17 protein-coding genes are annotated in these 20,174 nt (G+C 63.9%); 10 read left to right on the top strand and 7 right to left on the bottom strand.

What is annotated here, in order from left to right; translation table 11 throughout:
* The first annotated feature begins 118 nt into the window (after window positions 1–118).
* From HPY44_16735 to HPY44_16705, 7 genes are read left to right on the top strand one after another with little or no spacing between them, the layout of a single operon-like run.
* Entirely contained in the window at window positions 119–1,390 is a 1,272-nt protein-coding gene (locus HPY44_16735) for an MFS transporter (GenBank protein ID NSW57659.1), read from the top strand.
* Window positions 1,368–2,726 (top strand): bifunctional folylpolyglutamate synthase/dihydrofolate synthase, encoded by a 1,359-nt coding sequence (locus HPY44_16730; GenBank protein ID NSW57658.1) that lies wholly within the window; start codon window positions 1,368–1,370, stop codon window positions 2,724–2,726. Before HPY44_16735 ends, HPY44_16730 begins: the two co-directional genes overlap by 23 nt.
* Before the next feature lie 28 nt (window positions 2,727–2,754).
* Window positions 2,755–3,558 carry an imidazole glycerol phosphate synthase subunit HisF gene (gene hisF, locus HPY44_16725; GenBank protein ID NSW57657.1) on the top strand — a complete coding sequence of 268 codons (804 nt, stop codon included), beginning with the start codon at window positions 2,755–2,757 and terminating at the stop codon, window positions 3,556–3,558.
* Between the two features lie 39 nt (window positions 3,559–3,597).
* On the top strand, window positions 3,598–3,981 hold the full coding sequence (gene hisI / locus HPY44_16720; GenBank protein ID NSW57656.1) for a phosphoribosyl-AMP cyclohydrolase: 384 nt from the start codon (window positions 3,598–3,600) through the stop codon (window positions 3,979–3,981).
* Window positions 3,981–7,013 carry a tetratricopeptide repeat protein gene (locus HPY44_16715; protein ID NSW57655.1) on the top strand — a complete coding sequence of 1,011 codons (3,033 nt, stop codon included), beginning with the start codon at window positions 3,981–3,983 and terminating at the stop codon, window positions 7,011–7,013. Before hisI ends, HPY44_16715 begins: the two co-directional genes overlap by 1 nt.
* Window positions 7,010–8,017, top strand: coding sequence for a hypothetical protein (locus HPY44_16710; GenBank protein NSW57654.1), 1,008 nt, complete (start codon window positions 7,010–7,012; stop codon window positions 8,015–8,017). The genes HPY44_16715 and HPY44_16710 overlap by 4 nt, the downstream gene beginning before the upstream one ends.
* Before the next feature lie 48 nt (window positions 8,018–8,065).
* Window positions 8,066–10,201: a hypothetical protein gene (locus tag HPY44_16705; protein NSW57653.1), complete on the top strand. Its 2,136-nt coding sequence runs from the start codon at window positions 8,066–8,068 to the stop codon at window positions 10,199–10,201.
* A 160-nt stretch (window positions 10,202–10,361) separates the two neighbouring features.
* On the opposite strand, the gene HPY44_16700 is transcribed toward HPY44_16705, so the two are convergent.
* From HPY44_16700 to HPY44_16675, 6 genes are all read right to left on the bottom strand, one after another.
* A complete protein-coding gene (locus HPY44_16700; protein ID NSW57652.1) occupies window positions 10,362–11,693 on the bottom strand; it encodes an NAD(P)/FAD-dependent oxidoreductase in 1,332 nt (443 codons plus the stop codon).
* A gap of 49 nt (window positions 11,694–11,742) precedes the next feature.
* The gene (locus HPY44_16695) at window positions 11,743–13,347 is read right to left on the bottom strand and encodes a glycosyltransferase family 39 protein (GenBank protein NSW57651.1); all 1,605 of its coding nucleotides are present in this window, start codon (window positions 13,345–13,347) and stop codon (window positions 11,743–11,745) included.
* On the bottom strand, window positions 13,344–14,093 hold the full coding sequence (locus tag HPY44_16690; protein NSW57650.1) for a polyprenol monophosphomannose synthase: 750 nt from the start codon (window positions 14,091–14,093) through the stop codon (window positions 13,344–13,346). Before HPY44_16690 ends, HPY44_16695 begins: the two co-directional genes overlap by 4 nt.
* A 38-nt stretch (window positions 14,094–14,131) precedes the next feature.
* On the bottom strand, window positions 14,132–14,434 hold the full coding sequence (locus HPY44_16685) for a hypothetical protein (GenBank protein ID NSW57649.1): 303 nt from the start codon (window positions 14,432–14,434) through the stop codon (window positions 14,132–14,134).
* 91 nt (window positions 14,435–14,525) lie between these two features.
* On the bottom strand, window positions 14,526–15,101 hold the full coding sequence (gene raiA, locus HPY44_16680; protein ID NSW57648.1) for a ribosome-associated translation inhibitor RaiA: 576 nt from the start codon (window positions 15,099–15,101) through the stop codon (window positions 14,526–14,528).
* Window positions 15,102–15,208: 107 nt separating this feature from the next.
* On the bottom strand, window positions 15,209–15,814 hold the full coding sequence (locus tag HPY44_16675; protein NSW57647.1) for a cold shock domain-containing protein: 606 nt from the start codon (window positions 15,812–15,814) through the stop codon (window positions 15,209–15,211).
* Window position 15,815: 1 nt separating this feature from the next.
* Here HPY44_16675 and HPY44_16670 point away from each other — a divergent pair, with 1 nt between their 5' ends.
* Complete coding sequence (locus HPY44_16670) at window positions 15,816–16,907, top strand: hypothetical protein (protein ID NSW57646.1); 1,092 nt, start codon at window positions 15,816–15,818, stop codon at window positions 16,905–16,907.
* 230 nt (window positions 16,908–17,137) lie between these two features.
* On the opposite strand, the gene HPY44_16665 is transcribed toward HPY44_16670, so the two are convergent.
* Entirely contained in the window at window positions 17,138–17,902 is a 765-nt protein-coding gene (locus HPY44_16665) for an aspartate/glutamate racemase family protein (protein ID NSW57645.1), read from the bottom strand.
* 86 nt (window positions 17,903–17,988) lie between these two features.
* Here HPY44_16665 and HPY44_16660 point away from each other — a divergent pair, with 86 nt between their 5' ends.
* Entirely contained in the window at window positions 17,989–19,326 is a 1,338-nt protein-coding gene (locus HPY44_16660; protein NSW57644.1) for a hypothetical protein, read from the top strand.
* 34 nt (window positions 19,327–19,360) lie between these two features.
* Window positions 19,361–20,140 carry a glucose-1-phosphate cytidylyltransferase gene (locus tag HPY44_16655; protein ID NSW57643.1) on the top strand — a complete coding sequence of 260 codons (780 nt, stop codon included), beginning with the start codon at window positions 19,361–19,363 and terminating at the stop codon, window positions 20,138–20,140.
* Window positions 20,141–20,174: the final 34 nt, after the last annotated feature.

Genomic DNA, 20,174 nt, shown 5'->3' with positions numbered 1-20,174 from the left:
ATCCATTGACCCCTCGCGCGCGAAGGTGTACGCTACCGGTAGAGGCGCCCTGCGGGGCGTCTTTGGCTTGTGAGGGCGCCCCAAGAGGAGTGTGCCCAAACGTCAGGGAACCCCGTCAATGCCCATCAGGAAACTCTATCGGCGCGCCGTCGCCGTCCATCCCGAGCTGCCCCGCTACCTGCTGGCCATCGCAATGATGTCTGTCTGCGGAGGCGTGTTCGAAAACACATACAACAATTACCTGTATGCGCGCTTCGACATTACCGGCGAGACCCGCGGGTACATCGAACTCGTGCGCGAGTTTCCGGGCCTCATCAACGCCCTGATCATGGGAGCGCTGGCCTTTCTGCCCGAAGCTCGCATCGCCGCCTTCTCGGCGCTGGTGACCGCGCTGGGCATGTTCGGCTTCGGGCTCATGGGCGACACGCTCTTCATGATGCTCTTCTTCTCCCTCTTCTGGGGAGTGGGTAGCCACCTCATCATGCCCGTCCGCGCGTCTCTCACCATGAGCCTGGGAGGAGCGAACAACAAGGGCCGCAGGCTCGGCCAGGTGGGCTCGGTCGGCATCGTGGGCTCCATCATCGGTGCGACTCTCGTCTGGTTCATCTTCGACGCCATCGGCGGGAACCAGGGCACGAATCCCCAGGACATCCTGCGCATCCCGGAGTGGAAGTTTGACATCGCCTTCTACGCCGCCGGGATCGCGTGCATCATCGGCGCGCTGTGGTTCTTCAGTCTCCGGTCCGTGGGCGCTCACGTGCAGCGCCAACCCCTCGTTCTGAAGCGCAAGTACTGGCTGTACTACGTGCTCAACGTGCTCTTTGGCGCCCGGAAGCAGGTCTTCCTCACCTTCGGCCGCTGGGTGCTGGTCGAGGTGTTCAAACAGACCCCCGCGACTTTCGCAAAGCTCTGGATCGTTTCGTCCGGCGTGGGCGTGTTCTTCAATCCCATCATCGGCCGCCTGGTGGACAGGCTGGGCGAGCGCAAGGTTCTCGTGTTCGATTCTCTTGTCCTGATGCTGGTCTGCTTCGGTTACGGCGGCGCGAAGCATCTGGGCTTGCCGGACTTCTGGGCGCTCATGCTGGTGTTCGCCTGCTTCATCGTGGATCAGCTGTTCTTCGCAGTGGGCATGGCGCGAGACACGTACATGGCGAAGATTGCCGAAAGCCCCCGGGACCTCACCGCGAGCCTGTCGCTGGGCATCAGCATCAACCACTTGATTGCGATGACCGTGCCCTCTTTCGGAAGTATGCTGTGGAAAGCGTATGGTTACGAATCGGTGTTCATGGCTGCCGGTGTGGTGGCCATCATGATGACCTTCTTCGCATCGCGGATCCGCATCCCCCAGCAGCAGGAGAGAGCGCAGAGTGAATTACGCGGAGGCGCTTAGCTACCTGGATTCGCTCACAGATTTCGAGCGACTGGGCTTCCACCGTCATTTCGCCGAAACGGTGAGCCTGGATTCGGCCCGCGAGTTCCTGCGGCTTCTCGGCGACCCGCACCGCGCCGTGCCCTGTGTGCATATCGCAGGGACGAAGGGCAAGGGCTCGACGGCGGCGATCCTGGACAGCGTTCTGCGCGCAGCGGGCTACAGGACCGGGCTGTTCACCTCGCCCCACCTGGTCTCTCTGCGCGAGCGGGTGCGCGTCAGCGGTAGACCGATCCCGGAGCAGGCGCTGACAGACTGCGTGGAACGGGTGCAGCCTGCCCACGAGGCGGTGCGCGACAACCCTGACCTGCAGCCGTGCACCTTCTTCGAAGCCTACCTGGGCATCGCGGCCCTGCATTTCCTGCGCGAAGAGGTGGACATCGCCATCTACGAGACCGGCCTGGGCGGGCGCCTGGATGCGACGAACCTGGTCATGCCGCGAGTCGCGGCGATCACCACCATCGGCCTGGATCATACCTACATTCTCGGCGACACCCTGGATGCAATCGCACGGGAGAAGGCTGAGATATCCAAGCCCGGCGTGCCGCTGGTGGTAGCCCGGAATCAGCATTCCGAAGCGCTCAACGCGATCCGCGAAATCGCGGCGAAGAACGGCGCCGAAGTGTTCCTGGCACCCGAGGTCCACCGCGTCGAGCCTCCGGTGAAGGCGCGCGTGGATAACGCGGGCGAGCCGATCCCGCCCATGGACAAGTTCCAGATCCGCTCCGCCCTGGCCGCGACGGGCGAAGCTTTCCTGCATTGCCCGCTCATCGGCGCGCACCAGGCGTGGAACATCGGCGTCGCGGTCGGGATCCTTGAGCAACTGTCGGCCCGAGGCTACACTATAGGCAATGCGGATCTGACGGAAGGGCTGCGCAAGGTGCGCTGGCCGGGCCGCTTCGACTTGCGCGGCGCGAAGCCCTGGCTTGTCTTGGACTGCGCGCACAACCCGGACTCCGCGCGGGCGCTTGCCACAGCGCTCCGCGAGTACCTGGATTTCCGCCGCCTGGCGCTGGTCGTGGGTATGAGCGGAGACAAGGACATCGCCGGCTTCGCAAGGGAGCTTTCCGCGCTTTCACCGTCGGTGGTGCTCACCCGGGCCAACAACCCGCGAGCGCTGCCGCCCGGAGATCTGCAGGAGCGCGCCGCGCCGACCTGGAACGACGCGGAAGCGGTGGAAGACCCGCTGGAAGCCCTGGACCGCGCTCGACAGATTGCCGGCGAATCCGGCGCAGTCTGCGTCACCGGGTCCTTCTATGTGGTGGGCGAAATCATGGAACGCCTGAGCTTTCAGTGAGCCACGCGATACGAAGAGAGGACATTCAATGCTGGCCAAACGCATCATTCCGTGTCTCGATGTCACCGACGGGCGCGTCGTCAAGGGCATCAAGTACCTGAACTTCCGGGATGCCGGAGACCCCGTGGAACAAGCCGCCCGGTATGACGAGCAGGGCGCGGACGAACTGGTTTTCCTGGACGTGACAGCTTCCGTGCGGCACCGGGACATCATGCTGGACATCGTGCGCCGCACTGCCGAGCAGATATTCATCCCCTTCACCGTGGGCGGCGGAATCCGTTCGGTAGAAGATATCCGGGCGATCCTCAAGGCCGGCGCGGATAAGGCGTCGATCATGACCGCCGCCATTGAGAACCCGGCCGTGGTGAGCGAAGGCGCCGAACGTTTCGGCAGACAGTGCATCGTGGTCGCCATCGACGCACGGCGCGTGCCCCGAGAGGGCCGGGACGACACGTACCTGGGACTGAACCCCGACGCGGACATTGAGTGGCGCGTCCACACCCACGGCGGTAGTCGCCCCACGGAAGTTGACGCCTTGGAGTGGGCCGCAAAGGCCGAGGAACTGGGTGCAGGAGAGCTTCTCGTCACCAGCATGGACGCCGACGGCACTAAGACCGGTTACGACGTGGAACTCCTGCGCCGCATATCCGAGCGTGCATCGATACCCGTCATCGCTTCAGGTGGCGCGGGGACGGTGGACCACATGCACGAAGCGCTCATTGACGGCAAGGCCGACGCGGTCCTGGCGGCATCCATCTTCCATTTCGGAGAGATGACCGTGGGTGACGTGAAACGTGATCTCGCCAGCCGCGGTGTGGTCGTAAGAATGTAGCGAGGCGCGGCCGCCCAACTCACACTTACGGAGATTCAAATGTTCACGGGAATACTCAAGTTCGACGACAAAGGTCTCATCCCGGCCATCATCATCCACCACGAGACCAACGAGGTCCTGATGCTGGGGTACATGAACGAGGAGGCAGTGCGGCGCACGGTGGACACCGGACTGGCCACTTTCTGGAGCCGCTCGCGCCAGAAATTCTGGGTCAAGGGCGAGACATCCGGCCAGACGCTCAACGTAAAGTGGATCCGCACGGACTGCGACGCCGACGCGCTCCTGGTGGCCTGTGAGCCCGTCGGGCCCGTCTGCCACGAGGGCTACCTGAGCTGTTTCTTCCGCGAACTGCGGGAAGGCGAATGGCAGACCTGCGCGGAATGCCTCATTCCACCGGAGGAGCTGTACGGCAAGAAGAAGTGATGCCCGCTTTCGCCGGGGAGGTGTCGCGTACGACCATGGGCGACCGGGCAGCACGCGTCTTGGCACGGCGCGGCAGCATATTTCTGCACGCACTGAGCGGGGTGCTGGGGTTGCTGGTGTGCCTCACGCCTGCAATCGCCCAGCAGCCCCAGACGTCGGATGCGAAGGCGCTCATGGCCGAGGGTATCAAGCTGGCCCGGGATGGCAACCACGCCCGAGCAGCTTTGGTATTCCAGCAGGTCGTAATGCTCTACCCCGCCGATTTCGACGCACGTTACAACTTCGCGCTGGCATTGTACAACGCTGGGAACCTGGCAGGGGCAGAAGTGCAGTTCGGTCTGGCCCTTGAGATTCAGCCCAACTCCGCTGAAGCGCACCGAGGGCTGGGGCTCACCCTCAACGCTCTCCACCGATATGCGGAGGCCGCGGCACACCTGCGCGCGGCGGTTGCAGCGCGGCCCAAAGACGCCGCGGCTCAGGGGGCACTCGGCAGGGCATATCTTGGGGCAGGCAACCCGCGCAAGGCCATTGAGCCCCTGCGGGCCGCGATCAGGCTGCAGCCCGACAACGCCGGAGTCTCCTACGATCTGGGACGCGCCGCCGAGGCCTGTGGGGACTATCCCCTCGCTCTGTCCTCCTACTCTCGCAGTCTTTCCCGCAAGCCCGACTCCTTGCCCTCCGCCATGGGGCTTGCGCGGGCGGCGCTGGCGCTCAAGAAGCCTCTGCAGGCGGTGGAAGCCCTGCGTCCTTTCGTGGCCCCCCCCCCCACTGATCCCGCCTTCTGGCGGCTGCTGATGCGCGGCTACGACGGGATCGGGCTCGAAGAGGAGGCCATGCGGGCACGGCTCACCCTGGCCGACCTTGCGGAACCCGGGGAGTCGGCCCAACTGCGCGCGCAGGCAGCGGAGCGGCTCATCGGTTTGAACCGTTTCCCCGAGGCGCTGCTGGAGCTTCAGCTGGCGGCCGTGGAGGATCCGGCGAATACTGAAGTGCTCCTGCTCATGGCGCGCTGCCACCGAGAACTGGGCGACAAGGGCCGGGAGATCGAGACCCTGCGAACCGCGGCTGCTCGACAGCCCAGCGACGCCACCGTCGGTCTCGGACTGGCCACGGCACTCGCCGGGGCAGGATCGAACGCCGAGGCCCTGAGCGTCCTGGAACGGGCGCTGTCCGTGGAGCCGGCGAACGAAACAGCGCTGCGCATGGCTGCCGACACGGCCGGCGCACTGGGAAGGCTGCAAGACCGCGAGCAGTACCTGCGCCGAATCCTGGCCCTGAATCCCCGCAGTCCACGGGATCGAATGGCGCTGGTGGACTGTCTCGTGGAACGCGACCAGACAGCACAGGCATTGCTGGAGGCCCACGAGGCGCTCCTGGCCCCCGACCCGCCCGCCGAGGCATTCATCAAGACAGCGCAGCTTGCCGAAAGGATCGGGAGCCGGGATATCGCCATCGACCAATGGAAGGCACTCGCCCTCAAGCACCCGGACCGCACAGCCCAGGCGGCTCTCGAGGCCGGACGGCTTCTGGTTGCGAGCCACCGAATCCCCGAGGCTGTGGACACCTACACCCGAGCGCTGGCGAGAGAGCCCGAATCACCCGACCTGGAGCTGGCCCTGGCCCGCGCTTGGCAGGCAAGGGGGCGGGATGAGAACGCCCTGCCGATCCTGGAGAAACTGGTGGCGCGCAAGCCGGAATTCACCCCAGCCCGAGCGGCCCTGGCAGAGTCTCTCGCCTGGCTCGGCCGAGACGACGAAGCGAGAGCGCACGCCGAGCGGGTCCTTGCCACCCACAAACTGGACGCCGCAAGTTGCCGCGCGGTGGCCACGGTGTACGAGCGCGCCGGGCAGCCCGCAGAAGCCTGGGAGGCTCTTGAGCGGCTGATCCCGGATCGGGCGCCGCTGGCTTCGGTCTTGTCCGTCCTTCAGGGCATGTACGCGCGAGCAGGCAGCGAGGAGGAGGGTGGCTGGCGGCTGTACGAGCTGTTCGCAGCTAACCCTGGGCATCCGGAGATCGGCCTGACGGCCGCAGCATTGCTGGCCCGGGCCGGCCACACATCGGAGGCGCAGGAAATCCTGCTCCGGATCTCCGCCCAGCCGCCGTGGCGCCACCGGGCCTTGGGCCAGCTGTCCCGCATGTACCTGTCCGCGGGAGCGCCGGACAAGGCGATCTGGGCGCTCCGCCGCCTGCTTGAGTCCGACCCCAACCATGTCTGGGTCATCGTCGCGCTCCTGGAGCTTGAGCAGCGTCCGGATATGGCCGCCGATGCATTGCCGACCCTTCAGAGGCTAGTCGTTAGCATTCCGGGCAGCCCGGCATTCTGGACCGCCGCCGCGGAACTCGCCGGATTCCTGGGCAAGACCACTCAGACCATCCCGCGCATGCGAGCCATCACCGCCGAAAACCCCGGTGACCCCGGGCCAGCCACCGGTCTTGCCGCCCTGCACCTGCTGGACGGCGATGCGCGCGCCGCAGATCTTGCCATATCGGCCGTGCCCGAGTTACTTCGGCAGGATCGGGCCCTGCTCAACATCTACGCCAGCGCCCGCCTTGAACTGGGCGATCCGGAAGGGGCATTGCGGCTCATGGAGCGCGCGGTGCGGACAGGACTGGCGGAACCCGAAGATCACCTGCTGCTGGCGCGGATCCAGCATCAAGCCGGCCGGCATGAACTGCGATTGTGGCATCTGAGCCAGGCGCTGATCCTGGACCCGGCGTCGGAGACGGCCCGCGAAGGCATCGAGGATTGCATCGCCGGGCATTTCGTCTCCGCGGAGACTGTGCTCGCCGCTTTGTCCGATGTCTACTATCACCACCCCGACTCCGCGCTCGTACAGGATCTCGCGCGACAGGTGGCCCTGGACATGGAAGTGACCGACCTCGTGGCGGAATGGCAGGCGGTGCACCAGGCTGCTCCAGCATCTCCCCTGCGACCAAGAACCGGGAGAATGGGTCGCGCCGGGCTGACGCGTGAGGACTCATTGGACGAGGACCCATCGGAACTCGGTACCGAAGACACGGTAGGCCCATGAAATCACCTCCGACGACGAACATCCTGGCCGTTGACGGCGGGGGCACGGGGACACGGTGCGTCGTAGCGGCATCGGACGGAACGGTGCTGGGCGCCGGGGAGGCGGGGCCTTCGAACTACCGCCGCGTTGGCATAGAAACGGCTGTCGGCAATGTTCGCCGGGCCGCCGAAGCCGCTCTGCAGGCCGCGGGGATGAAACCGCCGGTGGACAGGGCCTGCTATTGTCTCGCCGGAGCGGGATTGCCGGATGGACGGGCACCGTTTCTCGAGGCCCTCCACGGCCTGCATCTCGCGCGGTCGGTGTCCCTCTACAGCGATGCCCGCGCGGCCTGGGCAGGTGCGCACCTTCTGGAGCCGGGGGTGGTGCTGATCGCGGGGACCGGCGCGGTTGCATTCGGGGTAGATGCAGAGGGCCGGGAAGCTTTGGCAGACGGTTGGGGCCCCCTGTGGGGAGACGAGGGAGGCGCGTACTGGATCGGTCTGCAGTCCTTGCGCGCAGTGGCCCGCGCCGATGATGGCCGTGGCCCGGCGACAAGCCTCACACACGCGCTGCTGGTGCATTTCGCAGCCGGCGAGCCGCGCGAGATCATCTCCAGGCTGCCCCTGGACCGCACTCACTCCCGGGAGATCGCCGCCCTTGCGAGCATCTGCAGCATTGAGGCCGAGAGGGGCGACGAGCCCGCGCGGCGAATTCTTGAGGAAGCCGGGGAGCTCCTTGCGATCACCGCGGCTGCCCCGGTGGCATCTCTTGGCCTCGGGCCAGCCCCAAACATCGCGGTCATGGGAGGGGTCCTCAGCAGCCAGATCGTCCGCGGAAGTTTGGTTGCCCGGCTGCGGGGTAGATTCAAGGGTGCCGCAATCGGCGATCCGGCGTTGCCGGCGGTCCTGGGAGCGGTGCTGCTCGGGCTCCAGGCCGCGGGAGTTTCTCCATCGCCAGAAACACACCAGAGGCTGGGGGCTTTCGTGGGACGGTCAACAGCCAACAACTGTTTCAGACACCCGTGAACAATTGCGGAACTCAGGCACTGACAGGCGCAGACGGGAGGCAGTGTGATGAGACTCTCCAGGGTAAAGCCCTACCACGTCCTATTCGTAACGCTTCTTGCCATCGTTGTTTCAGGCGGGGGGTACGCAGCCGACGACTGGCCGCCGTATGTGTCCATCAACGGCGAAGTGACGGAGATGCCAACCAGCGCACCGATCCTCACGGCGGGAGAGATACTCGTGCCGCTGGAGGATCTTGTCGCAGCGCTCGACGGGCAGATGGCCAGAACGGGTGACCGTCAGTACAAGGTTGAGCGCGGCGACTCCGTGATCGAACTCACAGTTGACCAGGCCGCGTTCAAGGTCAACGGCCAGACAGAGACTTTCACGATCTTCCCCGTGCTCGTTGGCGGCGTTCTATATGTGGATGCGCGGGACATGGTCACCGCGCTCGGCGGCGACTTCGCGTGGAATGCGGCGAAGCTCACCGCCGAGTTGACCATCGAACCGCCCAACCTCGTGCGGCAGATTGTTCAGGGGTCACTGGTATACGTGGATAAGCGCCAGACCCCCCCGTTTTTCCTGGTCTCGACGCCCCAGGGCACCACATCAGTTCTCTACGCCGCACCCCAGATCAAGTACTTCGTGTCTGCCCCGTCGGGCAGTCCGGTTCCCGCTTCCCTCGATGCGTTTCAGGTCCAAGATTCCGTGGAACTCGGCCTGGACCGCAGCAACCAGGTGGTTCAGGCGACCCTGGTGCGCGAGTATCTCACTGCAAAAGTGGAGTATGTCGTGCCAGGGATATTGGTCGCCAGTGTCAACGGCCAGCGCAAGGCGTACAATATCCCCGAGGACGCCGAACTGCTGAGCGACGAGGGTAAGCCCATCGCGCAATCCGCGGTGAAGCAGGGGCAGGCGGTGGCACTGCTCCTGGACCGTGAGGGCAAGAATATTCGCCAGCTGGTGGTTCAGACTCCGGCGACCGCCGGCAGACCGAGGATCACGTTAGTTCAGGTCGAGGGCATCAGCGGCCCGGTTCGCAAGCGCGAATCAGTCAACGTGACGCTACAGGGGACCCCCGGCGGGACAGCGACCTTCGACATCGGCCATGCCGTGCAGGGCGTACCGATGACGGAAGGCCCGGCTGGTACGTACAAGGGCTCCTACCGCGTTGAGGACAACCTACTCACGGTGGCGCAGCGGGTGCGGGGTAATCTCGTGGTCAACGGCGTCAGCGCGCCGTCTGTATTGAGCAAGCAGATGGTGACCATCGACACGGACACTCCGCGCTTCGTGGACATGTCCCCGGCCAAGGGCGCACGCCTCGCCAGGGGCCCGATCCAGATCACCGTCGGCTACACGGACCGCAAAGGCCCTGGCGTGGACCCCACCCGGGTTACTCTCAAGCTGGACGCCAAGGACGTCACGAACCAGGCGATTGTCACCGACTCGCAACTGACCTACACCGGGCCGGAACTGGCGCCGGGTGCTCACAAGTACGAAGTCACCATCGTGGACTATGCGGACAACTCCCGGACTGAGACCGTGGACTTCACTGTCCTTGCCTCCACCGCTGCCATTGTTGCCGTGACCCACAACGCCACCGGTCCTCTCGCACCCGGGGATACCCTGACGGTTGTGCTCGAGGCCGCCGCGCCCGGCCGCAGCGCCTACTTCATTATCGGCGCGAACTGGCGGCGTGTGAACATGGAGCGGCAGGCAAACACGAGCATCTATACCGGTCAGTATGTGGTCACGGCCGATGACCGCATCGATGCGGCGCCGGTTGTCGGCTACCTCATTGACCAGGCAGGCAGGACTCACCAGCTTCAAGCGGAGAAGACCGTCACCATCACCACAGCGCTGCCCACGCAGTTGCGCATCGTTTCACCGGCCGAAGGCTACAGGCACGTCAACCTCGACGAGAAGCTGGTTGTGTCAGGACGCGCAGCACCCGGCAGCCGGGTGCGAGTGACGGTCCGGTATTCCTACTTCCTCTCCACAAAGGACCTTCACAGAGACACCGTCACTGCCAACAATATGGGGCAGTGGCAGACACGGGAGTTCAACCTGAAGCTCGGCGGCATCAAGGGTATGCTCGTATCTGAGTACGAGATTATTGCCGAAGTACTCGACGCCCAGGACAGGGTGGTCGAGACCGCGACCGTGAAGGTACCCCTGGGGGAGGAAACGGCTGAAGAATAGTCCTGTAACTGGACTGAGCGATCAAGAAACGGCAGGCCTCTTGTGGAGGCCTGCCGTTCTTGCGTGCTGCAGACGACAAACGGTGCCGGGTGAGACGCTCGCCCCACGCGACCCAAGGCAGTAGCCGGCGCGATATATGCCCCCCACGTCAGTGCTGACCTCAGAAGCGCTGCGCCAGGTACTTATCCGCTTGAGCTGCGGCATTGCGGGCTAAGCCGATCATCCCGCTCACATTGCGGTCGGCTGGGTAGAGCTGGGTCGAGTCTGTGAGGAACAACCCGGCGATGGGCGACTGGATCGCCGGTATGTTTGCGCCGAAACCCGGCGGACAGAAGGCCTGGGCATACGAGTCCCGCGTCACCACCGCTTCTATCACCTGGTCGGCGCTGAAGCCCGGGAACAGCGTCTCGAGGCCGTTCACCGCCTGACCCACGAGTTCCGGCTCGGGAGTAAGAAATCTGGGATCGTTCACCGGCAGGTACAGGGGAATGTACAAGAGCCCCTCTCCGTTGGGCAGCGCAGCGTGATTGAGATTCGCGTATTCGATGAACCCGCTGAACGGCGCACGGGAATCATTTACATTGACCCAGAAGTAGGGCGTCACCGCTTTCTTCAGACGCAGCATCAGGCATACCACACCCAGGAATTGAACCCTGTCGAGGTCCGCGCGGTAGTCACGGGCAACGTCGGGCAGGAGAATCGACAGATCCGGCAAGGCCACCGTCGAGATCACACATCGCGCCTGAAAGTCGCCCTGGTCGGTGGTCAGACCAGTGATCGCTCCGCCGGTCTCCAGCAGTCCGCGGACGGCAGTTGCCGTGTGTACAGCACCTCCTGCAGCCTCCACCTGTTCGCGCAGTGCGTCCAGCAATGTTCCCGTTCCGCCCTCAATGTATCCGAGGCGCTCGGGCTGGAAGATGCTGGCGCGCGAGGTGATGACGCGGTGGATGCGATGCCAGATCCAGGGTGCAGACACGCCACCCGCGTCGTCCCCGAACTTCATGCGCAAGAGGGGCAGCCAGATGGTCTCATAAGCCTCCCGGCCCATGCCCGCGACGAGCCACTGCTCAGCCGTCAGGTGCTCAATTCTGCCCCAGTCCGTGAAGCGCCGGGCGTTCATCCCATGCAGGCCGAAACGGACCCGTGAGATCAGTGACAGCGGCGCGAAGCCGAGAATATCCAGGGGTGTCGTGAAGGGGTACAGCCTGCCGCGAACGTAGTAACTGGTGGGTCCAGTCACCCAGTGGAGCCGTTGCTCAATGCCCAATTCGGGCAGCAGCGCCCGCAGATGATGGTCACAGCCGCAGACGAAGTGGTAGTAGCGGTCCACCTTGCTGCCGTTGAGGTACATCGAGCGTGCGAGACCGCCGATCTGTTCGCGCTGCTCGAAAACGTCCACCTTCCGGCCGGACTTCGCGAGGGCATAGGCCGCCGTGAGGCCCGATACGCCCGCGCCGATGATCGCGACATTGCTTCCGGACTTGAAACTCATCAAGTAATCACCGGCCGCAGCCCAATGGGTGGCGCCGCGGCTTTGGGCACTAGTCGCTCCACGGGAGGCTGAAGGACTTCCTCCCGGCGTCGCTGCTCAGTGGCCGGTATTCCTGCCCGTCCTGGGTGCGGGTCAGGTCGAAAATGGTGTAGCCAGACCCTTCTTCTGCCTGCCGGAAGGTATCAGTCAGGTACTGCCGAATCATCGGCTGCTGGCCTGCGGGGTCAAAGTCGAAGTACACAGCCCACCGGGCACCCCGAAGGATCCGTGTGTCTATGTAGTCCGGTCCCGGTATGTCTTCGGGAGGAACCTCGTTCGCCGGTTTGCCGAACCCCTCGCGCCCCACCCACCCCGGGCGGTCAAAGTAGTACAGGCAGCCATATCCTGCCGGAAAGATAAGCACGGGGTGTTTGTCTGGATCGAGCCGGTTCAGGTCCGCCGCACAGGCGTGAATCGCTGTTACCTGCTGGAACTTTGGCTCCACGCCCCACACGCAGAACGCCAGGAACACCCCCAACAGGAGAGGGTTCAGGATCGGCGAGAATCGCTGTGAGTTTACAAGCTGATACCAGCCGTACCCGACAAGCGCCGCCGCCGGCGGGAGCATGTGAAGCTGGTAGTAGTTCTGGCGCAGATTGCCGCCCGAGACCAGGACGAAGTAGACCGCCACCACTCCCAGCCAGACATGGAAGACAGTGACCGGTATCCGGCGGCGGTCGCCCACCACCAGTCCCAGAATCAGCAACACAATTCCCACGGGCGTCAGGTGGTCGTGAACCATCCGCGTGACCATCAACGAGTAATTGCCCGGTTTGAGAAAGTCGGACAGTGAGAACCACATGCCTCCACCAAATCCCACGCCTACGGTGAAGTACTCGCGCCCGATGTTCAGCCTCGCATGGGTATAGTACGCGATGGCCGGCAGGAGGGACATCACGGCGATGGCCCAGAGATCGGGGCGCCTGAAGGTCTGCCCCTGGAACCGGGTGTACGCCAACCACAGAAGCGGAACCACCAGCATCACCGCGGGAAGCTTCACAAGAAAGCAGAGCGCGCCGCCGGCAACGGTCCAAATGAAGTGCCGTCGCGATCCCGTTGACAGGTAGCGTGAGAATGCATAAACGAGGGCGATGGAAAAGCAGAGCATCAGCGGCTCGGACATGAGGACCCGAGAGAAGTACCAGCTGGAGGGCACAAAGGCGTAGAAGACCAGACCGTAGATGGCCGGCCCAGGCCCAAGGTACATCAAGATCAGACGATAGAGAAGCACCATCCCCGCCATGCTGAAGGAGATGGTGACCAGCCGCGCGCACCACTCATGAATCCCGAAAACCTTGTACAGCAAGGCGGAGAGCCACGTCACCAGCTGGAACTCGATCTCGATGTACGCTGGCCGGTCCGCGCTGTAGTCGGTCTTCGGCCACAGTATGTTCATGCTCTCCGTGGCGAAGTTCTTCGCAATGGGTGCGATCTGAAGCTGCTTGATCCAGTGCTCGGTGGTGAAAGGCGCGTTGATATCCACCAGTCGAACGGCAAGTGCGAGAGCAAGGACGAGGTAGAACTCATGGCGGCGCGAGAGGGAAGCCAGCATAAGTCCGGCCTGAGGCGGCACCGGCGCACTGTATCGCCGCGTGGGGAAGATGCCGCGCCTCATGGTTCATCCCGCTTCGGCGGCGCATACGAGGCCGGCGCCTTAGTGAAGCGTTCCCCCAGAAGGCGGAAGCAGAGCATCATGCTTTCGAAGATGATGCGCTTTGACAGCTTGGATGCCCCCGCCCGGCGGTCGACGAAAACGATGGGAACTTCAACGATCCGCGCGCCGATGCGCTGGCAGCGGAATAGCAGTTCCACGAGAAAACCGTAGCCATCGGCGCCCGTGGACCACGGATCTGCGCGCTCCAGCACATCGGCCCGGTATGCCCTGAATCCGCTGGTGCAATCGGCCTGGCGCAAACCGGTAAGCAGGCGCGTGACCACACCGCCCCCGAGACGGCTGAGCACGATACGGCCGAGGGACCAGTTGCGGGTAGCGCCTCCCACCGTGTAGCGAGAGCCCACCACCACATCGGCCTCTTGGAGTGCGTCCATCATCGCGGGGATCCGTTCGGGTTCGTGCGACAGGTCCGCGTCCAGCGTCACCACCACGTCGGCGCCCCTGTCCAGGACTGCACGCATACCCTCGCGGTGCGCTGATGCGTAGCCCAGTTTCCCGGCGCGGTGGATGACCAAGGCGTTCTCCCGCGATGCAGCCCACTTGTCGGCGACTTCTCCGGTGCCGTCGGGAGAACCGTCGTCCACCACGCAAACGCCCGGGGGCTCAGGCAAGGCGTCGATACGGCGGAGCAACTCTGGCAGATTGTCGGCCTCGTTGTAGGTGGCGGTTACCAACCAGACTTGCATCGGGGGCCTCTGGTCCGGTTTTGGCCGGCGGGTTTGGCTCAAGCTTCGTCTGTGCTCCGCGCCTGCCGCACCATGATCGCCACCCACAACTCCAGTGCCGTGAGCCAGAGCTGGACGAAACTTGCCTCAGTTTCATCTGCAAGTGTCGCGCCAAAGAACTCGCGCATCGCCGTATCATAGTCGGCCGGAGCGCCGTCGATCACGAACACGCCGTCCGCGGGCGGCGGGCTCGCGAGGGCTTGCAGCTCCAGCAACTGCTCCTGAATCTGCGCGAGGTCCGCTCTTTCCAGGCGGGCCCCCCATGCCGCTTCTACGAAAGCCTGAAGCTGTCGTCGCGTCATGGCGCCACCCCCGGAAGCTGCCACTAAGACTGCTGGCCCCCATGCGGGGCCAGCAGTCTATTGGACAGAGGGATTACCAGCCCTGCGGGGTCTACTCAACCAGCGGCTCGATGAGCCCGTAGCCCCCATCGCGCCTGCGGTACACAACGCCAACCTGCTCGCTCTGGCCGTCTACGAACACGAAGAAATCGTGACCCACGAGTTCCATCTGCAGGGCCGCTTCTTCTGGGGTCATCGGTTTCAGACTGTGAGCCTTGGTTCGCACGATCTCGATATCACTGGCGGTCTCCACCGGCTCTTCTTCGGGGGCCTCGGCCTCCTCGATCTCCTCACCCTCAGGGGCTTCAGCCTCGCCGACAACCTTGCGGATCGATGTCTTGGTGTGATCCCGCATGCGTTCCCGGTACCGGCGCAATTGGCGCTCCAGCCGATCCAGGGCCTTGTCAAAACTCGCCAACTCGTCATTTGTGCGCTCTTCCGCGCGCAGGAGAAGACCGTCAGCCTCGAGAGTGATTTCAACGGTCTTCCAGGCCCGCTGTGTTGAGAGCGTGACCCGGATCTCCTGGATTCGATCAAAGAAGCTCTCCAGCGAGCTGATACGCGGTTCGGCATGCTGCATGAACTTGTCCGAAACTTCGCAGTTACGTCCCTGGAACTCTACTCGCATTCGATACGTGAACCTCCCCGGTCCAAGAACAGGAATATGCCCCGCTCTCGGACGCTCAAGGACGTTCGACAGCGGAGGCATCTTGGCTCATTGCGATGGGCGGGTACTTACCAGAGGGCTTCAGAAGAGTCATCCGGTTCGCCCGCGGACCCTCCAGCCGCGATTTTCACGACATTCGCGGCTGCCGGACCCTTCTCCCCCTGGACGATCTCGAACTCCACTTCAGCCCCGTCCTCGATCGTCTTGAACCCTTCCATCTGCAGCGCCGAGTAGTGGACGAACACGTCGGGCTGGCCTTCTCGTTCGATGAACCCATAGCCCTTCTGTGCGTCGAACCACTTGATCCGTCCCGTCAAGCGCAAGGAACTCGCCTCCCGATGTGGACCAGACAGCGGCGCGACCCGAGCTCTATTCACTACTGTATTCAACACCCCGGCCTGTGTCAACCGCGGGAGGCTGCAGGGGGTGCGTTCCCGAAAACAGGTGAGTTCGGTCCAGCCGGGGCTTCTTCTCTTTTCGCGGGTGTACCCGGAAACGAAAGGAGACGCCGCTGTTACCTCGCAGCCCGCGGAGTGCGCGACAGCCTCTCTCCGGGGGCGGAAGGGGACGGCTGCATCAGGGGGCCTGTGAGGCTGCTGCCCGGAAGGACTTGCCCTGCGGATTGCGGAACATATCCTGCGAGAAGCTCGCTCCAGCCATAACCCGGAGGCCATTATGCGCGATTTCCGCGTTCCTCTCGCCCAACCCAGCCCCGACTGCGACAGTTTCATCAGCGCGCTTCTCGGGCAACATATTCCGCAGCGTCCGCCGCTGGTGGAGTATCTCGTGGACGCCACGGTCATGCGTCCAATCCTCACGGAGGGCATGGGACGCGAATGGGTAGTCCCGCAGGCCGGAGACCCGGCATCTTTCGCCGCCTACTGGGACAACTTCATCGCATTCTGGTACCACATGGGCTACGACTTCGTGCGCCTTGAGATCGCCCTCCCCTTCCCGTCGAATGTTCATGTGATCGACGATTCAGCCCCCGGGGTCTCCCAGAAACGCGCCTGGCGCGACCAGCACCACGGGACAATCGAGACCTGGGAGGATTTTGAGCGGTACCCCTGGCCCGATCCGGCGCAGATGGACTATTCGCCGCTGGAGTATGTGAATGCCCACCTGCCCGAGGGCATGGGGCTGATCTCCTGCCACGCAGGAGGCATCTACGAGCACTTGTCGGCCATCATGTCATACGAGCAACTATGCTTCGCGCTGATCGATGCCCCCGATCTCGTAAGGGCCGTCTGCGACCGTATCGGTGAGCTGATGCAGGCATACTACCGGCACATTCTGGATCTGGACAATCTCATTGCTGTCTTCCCGGGCGACGACATGGGGTTCAAGACGGCCACGCTGATCTCACCCGAGGACCTGAAGCAATACACGCTGCCGTGGCACAAGCGTTTCCGAGACATGGCCCACGACAGGGGCCTGCCCTACTTTCTGCATTCCTGCGGAAATCTCGAGTCCATCATGCCCTGGCTCATCGAACAGGTGGGCATCGACGGGAAACATTCCTTCGAGGATGCTATCATCCCGGTGACCGAGATGCACCGGCGCTATGGTGATCGCATCGCCATTCTCGGCGGCGTCGACGTGGACATGCTCACCCGTGCCGAACCCCACCGACTACGGGCGTATGTCCGTGGAATCATCGACGAGCTTGCGCCGAAGGGCCGATACGCAGTAGGTTCGGGGAACTCGATCCCGAGCTACATCCCAGTGGAGAACTACCTGACGATGGTTGACGAGGCGCTGCGCTAAGGGAGGGCCCGGCGGGAAGCATGCCCCGCCGACGGCCGAGTGCCTGGTGCGCCTGCCGTCGATGCCGTGGGCCAATGGAACGCTCCCTCGCGTCACGGGTTCGGTGCTCCGGGCGTCGATCACGCCGCCGGCCTGCAACGCGGGGGGCCACAACCGTCTCCAGGAAGCGGAACGGGGAACAGGCTTGCTGGAAAACCTGTTCCCCTCTATTGTGTCATGTTGCGGCCGCTTTACCGTTTGAGCGGAACCAGCTTGTCCTCGCCTGCGGCCCGCCGAATGCACTCTCGCGCAAGCACATCGGTAGAGCTGACTAGCGGGATGCCCTTGAGGTGGGTGCCGTCGAACGCCAGGGGGATCTCGGTACATCCGAGGATGACCGCCTCCGCGCCGTCGGCGATCAAACGGAGGGCCGCTGCTTCCAGGGCATCGCGGGCCTGCTGCGTGACCGGGGCGGACTTGGACTTGATGCCCCACTCCGGGTGGTAGATCGCGCCCTGGACCAACTTCTGGTTGGTTTCCGTGGGCAATACGGCCTTGACATTGTGATGCCCCAGCGCGCGCTGGTATACTTCCGTTTGAATGGTCCCGTCGGTGGCCAGTACTCCGACATGAGACACGCTGGGGTAGGTCCGCGTCACGAAGTCCGCAGTGATGTGCACGATGTTCAGCAGCTCCGCTCCGTTGGCGAACTGGGCGAAACCTTCCTCCACCACATCCCAGATCGGCGGGCAGGTGGCGGTGTTGCACGGCACGCAGCAGACGCCCGCGCCGAACTGCACGAGAAGCTGAAGCGAGCGGAGAATTTCGCCCGCCGGGTTCTCGCTGATGCGCCCAAGCAGGAAGTCGGTCCTGTCGGGAATGTGGGGGTTGGTGTACAACAGGATTTTCAGGTGGTCTGGATCGCAGATCGCCCGTGTGTTGCCAAGGATTGCGGCATGCAACCCCTCGCCGGCCTTCGGTCCAAGACCGCCGAGGATTCCTATCATCTTACTCATCAAAATCACCCGCGCAATCATATTGCCGTGGGCAGCCCCTGTCAAATGGGGCCGTGCAGGCACCTGATCCGCCTGAGAGATCACGCATGAGCAAGCGCCGGAAGAAACAGGTCATCACCCCCGAGCACCGCGGACCGAGCGCCGAGCCGCGCAAGCCGCTGATGCCGTGGCCGCTGCTGATTGTCATTGGCGCTTACCTGCTGTTGGCAGTCTCCGCCGCGCTTATCGTCCCGCGCGATCCCGCGCCGGACTCGCGTCTCACTCCGCCCGACGAAAGCGCCCACTGGCTCTATGTGAAAGACCTCGCGGAGAGGCTCGACCTGCCGGTCTTCACCAGTGGCAGTGGAAACTACGAAGCCCACCAGCCGCCTTTGTACTACCTGAGCGTCTTGTGGACCTTCTGGCTGTGGGGCGATGCGGGCCTGATCGCGGCCCGACTGTGCAGTGTTCTACTGGGCGCGATCACAATCTTCGTCGCCTGGCAACTTGCCGCGGTTCTCGTGCCCGGCAGAGGGTGGGTCCATCTGGGCGCAGCCGCGGCGCTTGCCTTCACGCCGGGGAGATTGTTCGTGTGCGCCTCCGTGAGCAATGACCCTCTGTTCGAACTTCTCGCGGCCTGCACTCTGTACTTCGCTCTCCGGTGGTCGCGGACCGGCATTGCCCCTCGCCGGGCAGCACTGATTGGACTGTCGCTGGCAGCGGGACTGCTCACGAAGACCAGTACCCTCATCCTTGTGCCTGTGGTTGGGGTATTGCTGCTGGTTGAGCCACGCTGGCGAAGAGGCGGTTTCCGCTACCTGCTGGCTAACAGTCTGGTCATCGGCGGCCTGTGCGCGGTAGTGTGGGGCTGGTGGGTACTGCGGAACTTCAGCCTCTACGGAGAGCCTCTGGCGCTGGGCGTTTTCCAGAGGATCTTCCTCAGGGACCGCCCTACCCCTGAGTTCTTCCTGAACCGCGGGATGACCTGGTCCGGTTACTGGACCCTGGTAGCGATGCAGGGATGGATGAGCGTGTGGGGAGTGTTCGGTCAGGCCACCGTGTACATGCCGCGGTTGTTCTACTCGCTGGGCAACGTCATTGGGCTGGCATCCGCGGCGGGGCTTGTGGCAGCGTGGTGGCGTGGGAGAGATCCCGACAAGCCCCTGGATCCAGTCTGGCCTCTGGCGGGGCTGGCCTGCCTGCTTACGCTTGGAGGATTTGTGCAGTTCAATATGGTCTTCTACCAGGCACAGGCCCGATATTTCCTGGGTGTCAGCGCAATCCTCGCGGCGGCGCTCAGTCTTGGTGTCTCGAGCCTGCAGCCGCGCCAGGACGCCCCCCACGCGCCTGCGGCCCTGGCAGTGGTCCTGTTCGCGATGTCGCTGTGGGCGGTGGTCGCGCATCTCACCGGCGGCTACAGCTTCACTCCGCCTTTCATTCAGTAGGCAGAATCGGCCCTGCAGAGAGGGTGATCTCACGGTGAAAGCCGCGATCTTCGTGGGTGGACGGGGCACCCGTTTATTCGGGGACCAGGCACCCATGCCCAAAGCCTTGTTCCACGTGGGCGACCGCCCCATCATCTGGCATATCCTGCGCATGTATATGGCCCGCAACATCCGCGAATTCGTCCTGCTCCTGGGCTACCGTGGCGACCTGATCACTGACTACTTCGTCAATCATGCGGCCTTCATCGACGCGGACGTGCGTGTGAGCAGCGGGGCCGGCACGCCCGAAGTCGCGATTCTCGACGGCGTCCGAGAAGAGTGGCATGTCACTCTCTGCTCGACCGGAGTGGATACGGAGAAAGGCGACCGCCTTCGGTTAGCACGCCGATACCTCGAGGATGAGCCGCATTTCATGGCAACCTACGGGGACGGGTTGTCTGACATCGACCTGGGGGCGCTGGCAGACTTCCACCTGTCCCATGGGAAGCTGGCAACCATGACCACGGTCCGGGTTCACTCGCAGTGGGGTCATGTGCGGACCGGCGATGGCGGCTTAGTGACGGCCCTGGAGGAGAAGCCCATGTTGCCCAGCCGCATCAACGGGGGTTTCTTCGTGTTCCGCCGCGAAGTGCTGGATCTCTTGCAGCCGGGCGATCCCTTCGAGACCGGCCTGCTGCCCCGTCTGGCGGCCATGGGGGAGTTGATTGCCTACGAGCATGACGGCTTTTGGACCGCGATGGACACTTACAAGGACAACCAGGTGCTCAACGAACTCTGGGATGCAGGCGTCGCGCCCTGGAAGACGTGGGCGTGAGTGGACCATCTCCCACTCGGCCGCCGGTTTGTGG

The organism is Armatimonadota bacterium (assembly GCA_013314775.1).
Taxonomy (GTDB): Bacteria; Armatimonadota; Zipacnadia; order Zipacnadales; family JABUFB01; genus JABUFB01.
Note: the sequence above shows the minus strand (reverse complement) of the source record. Positions and strands in the feature narration are given on the sequence as shown.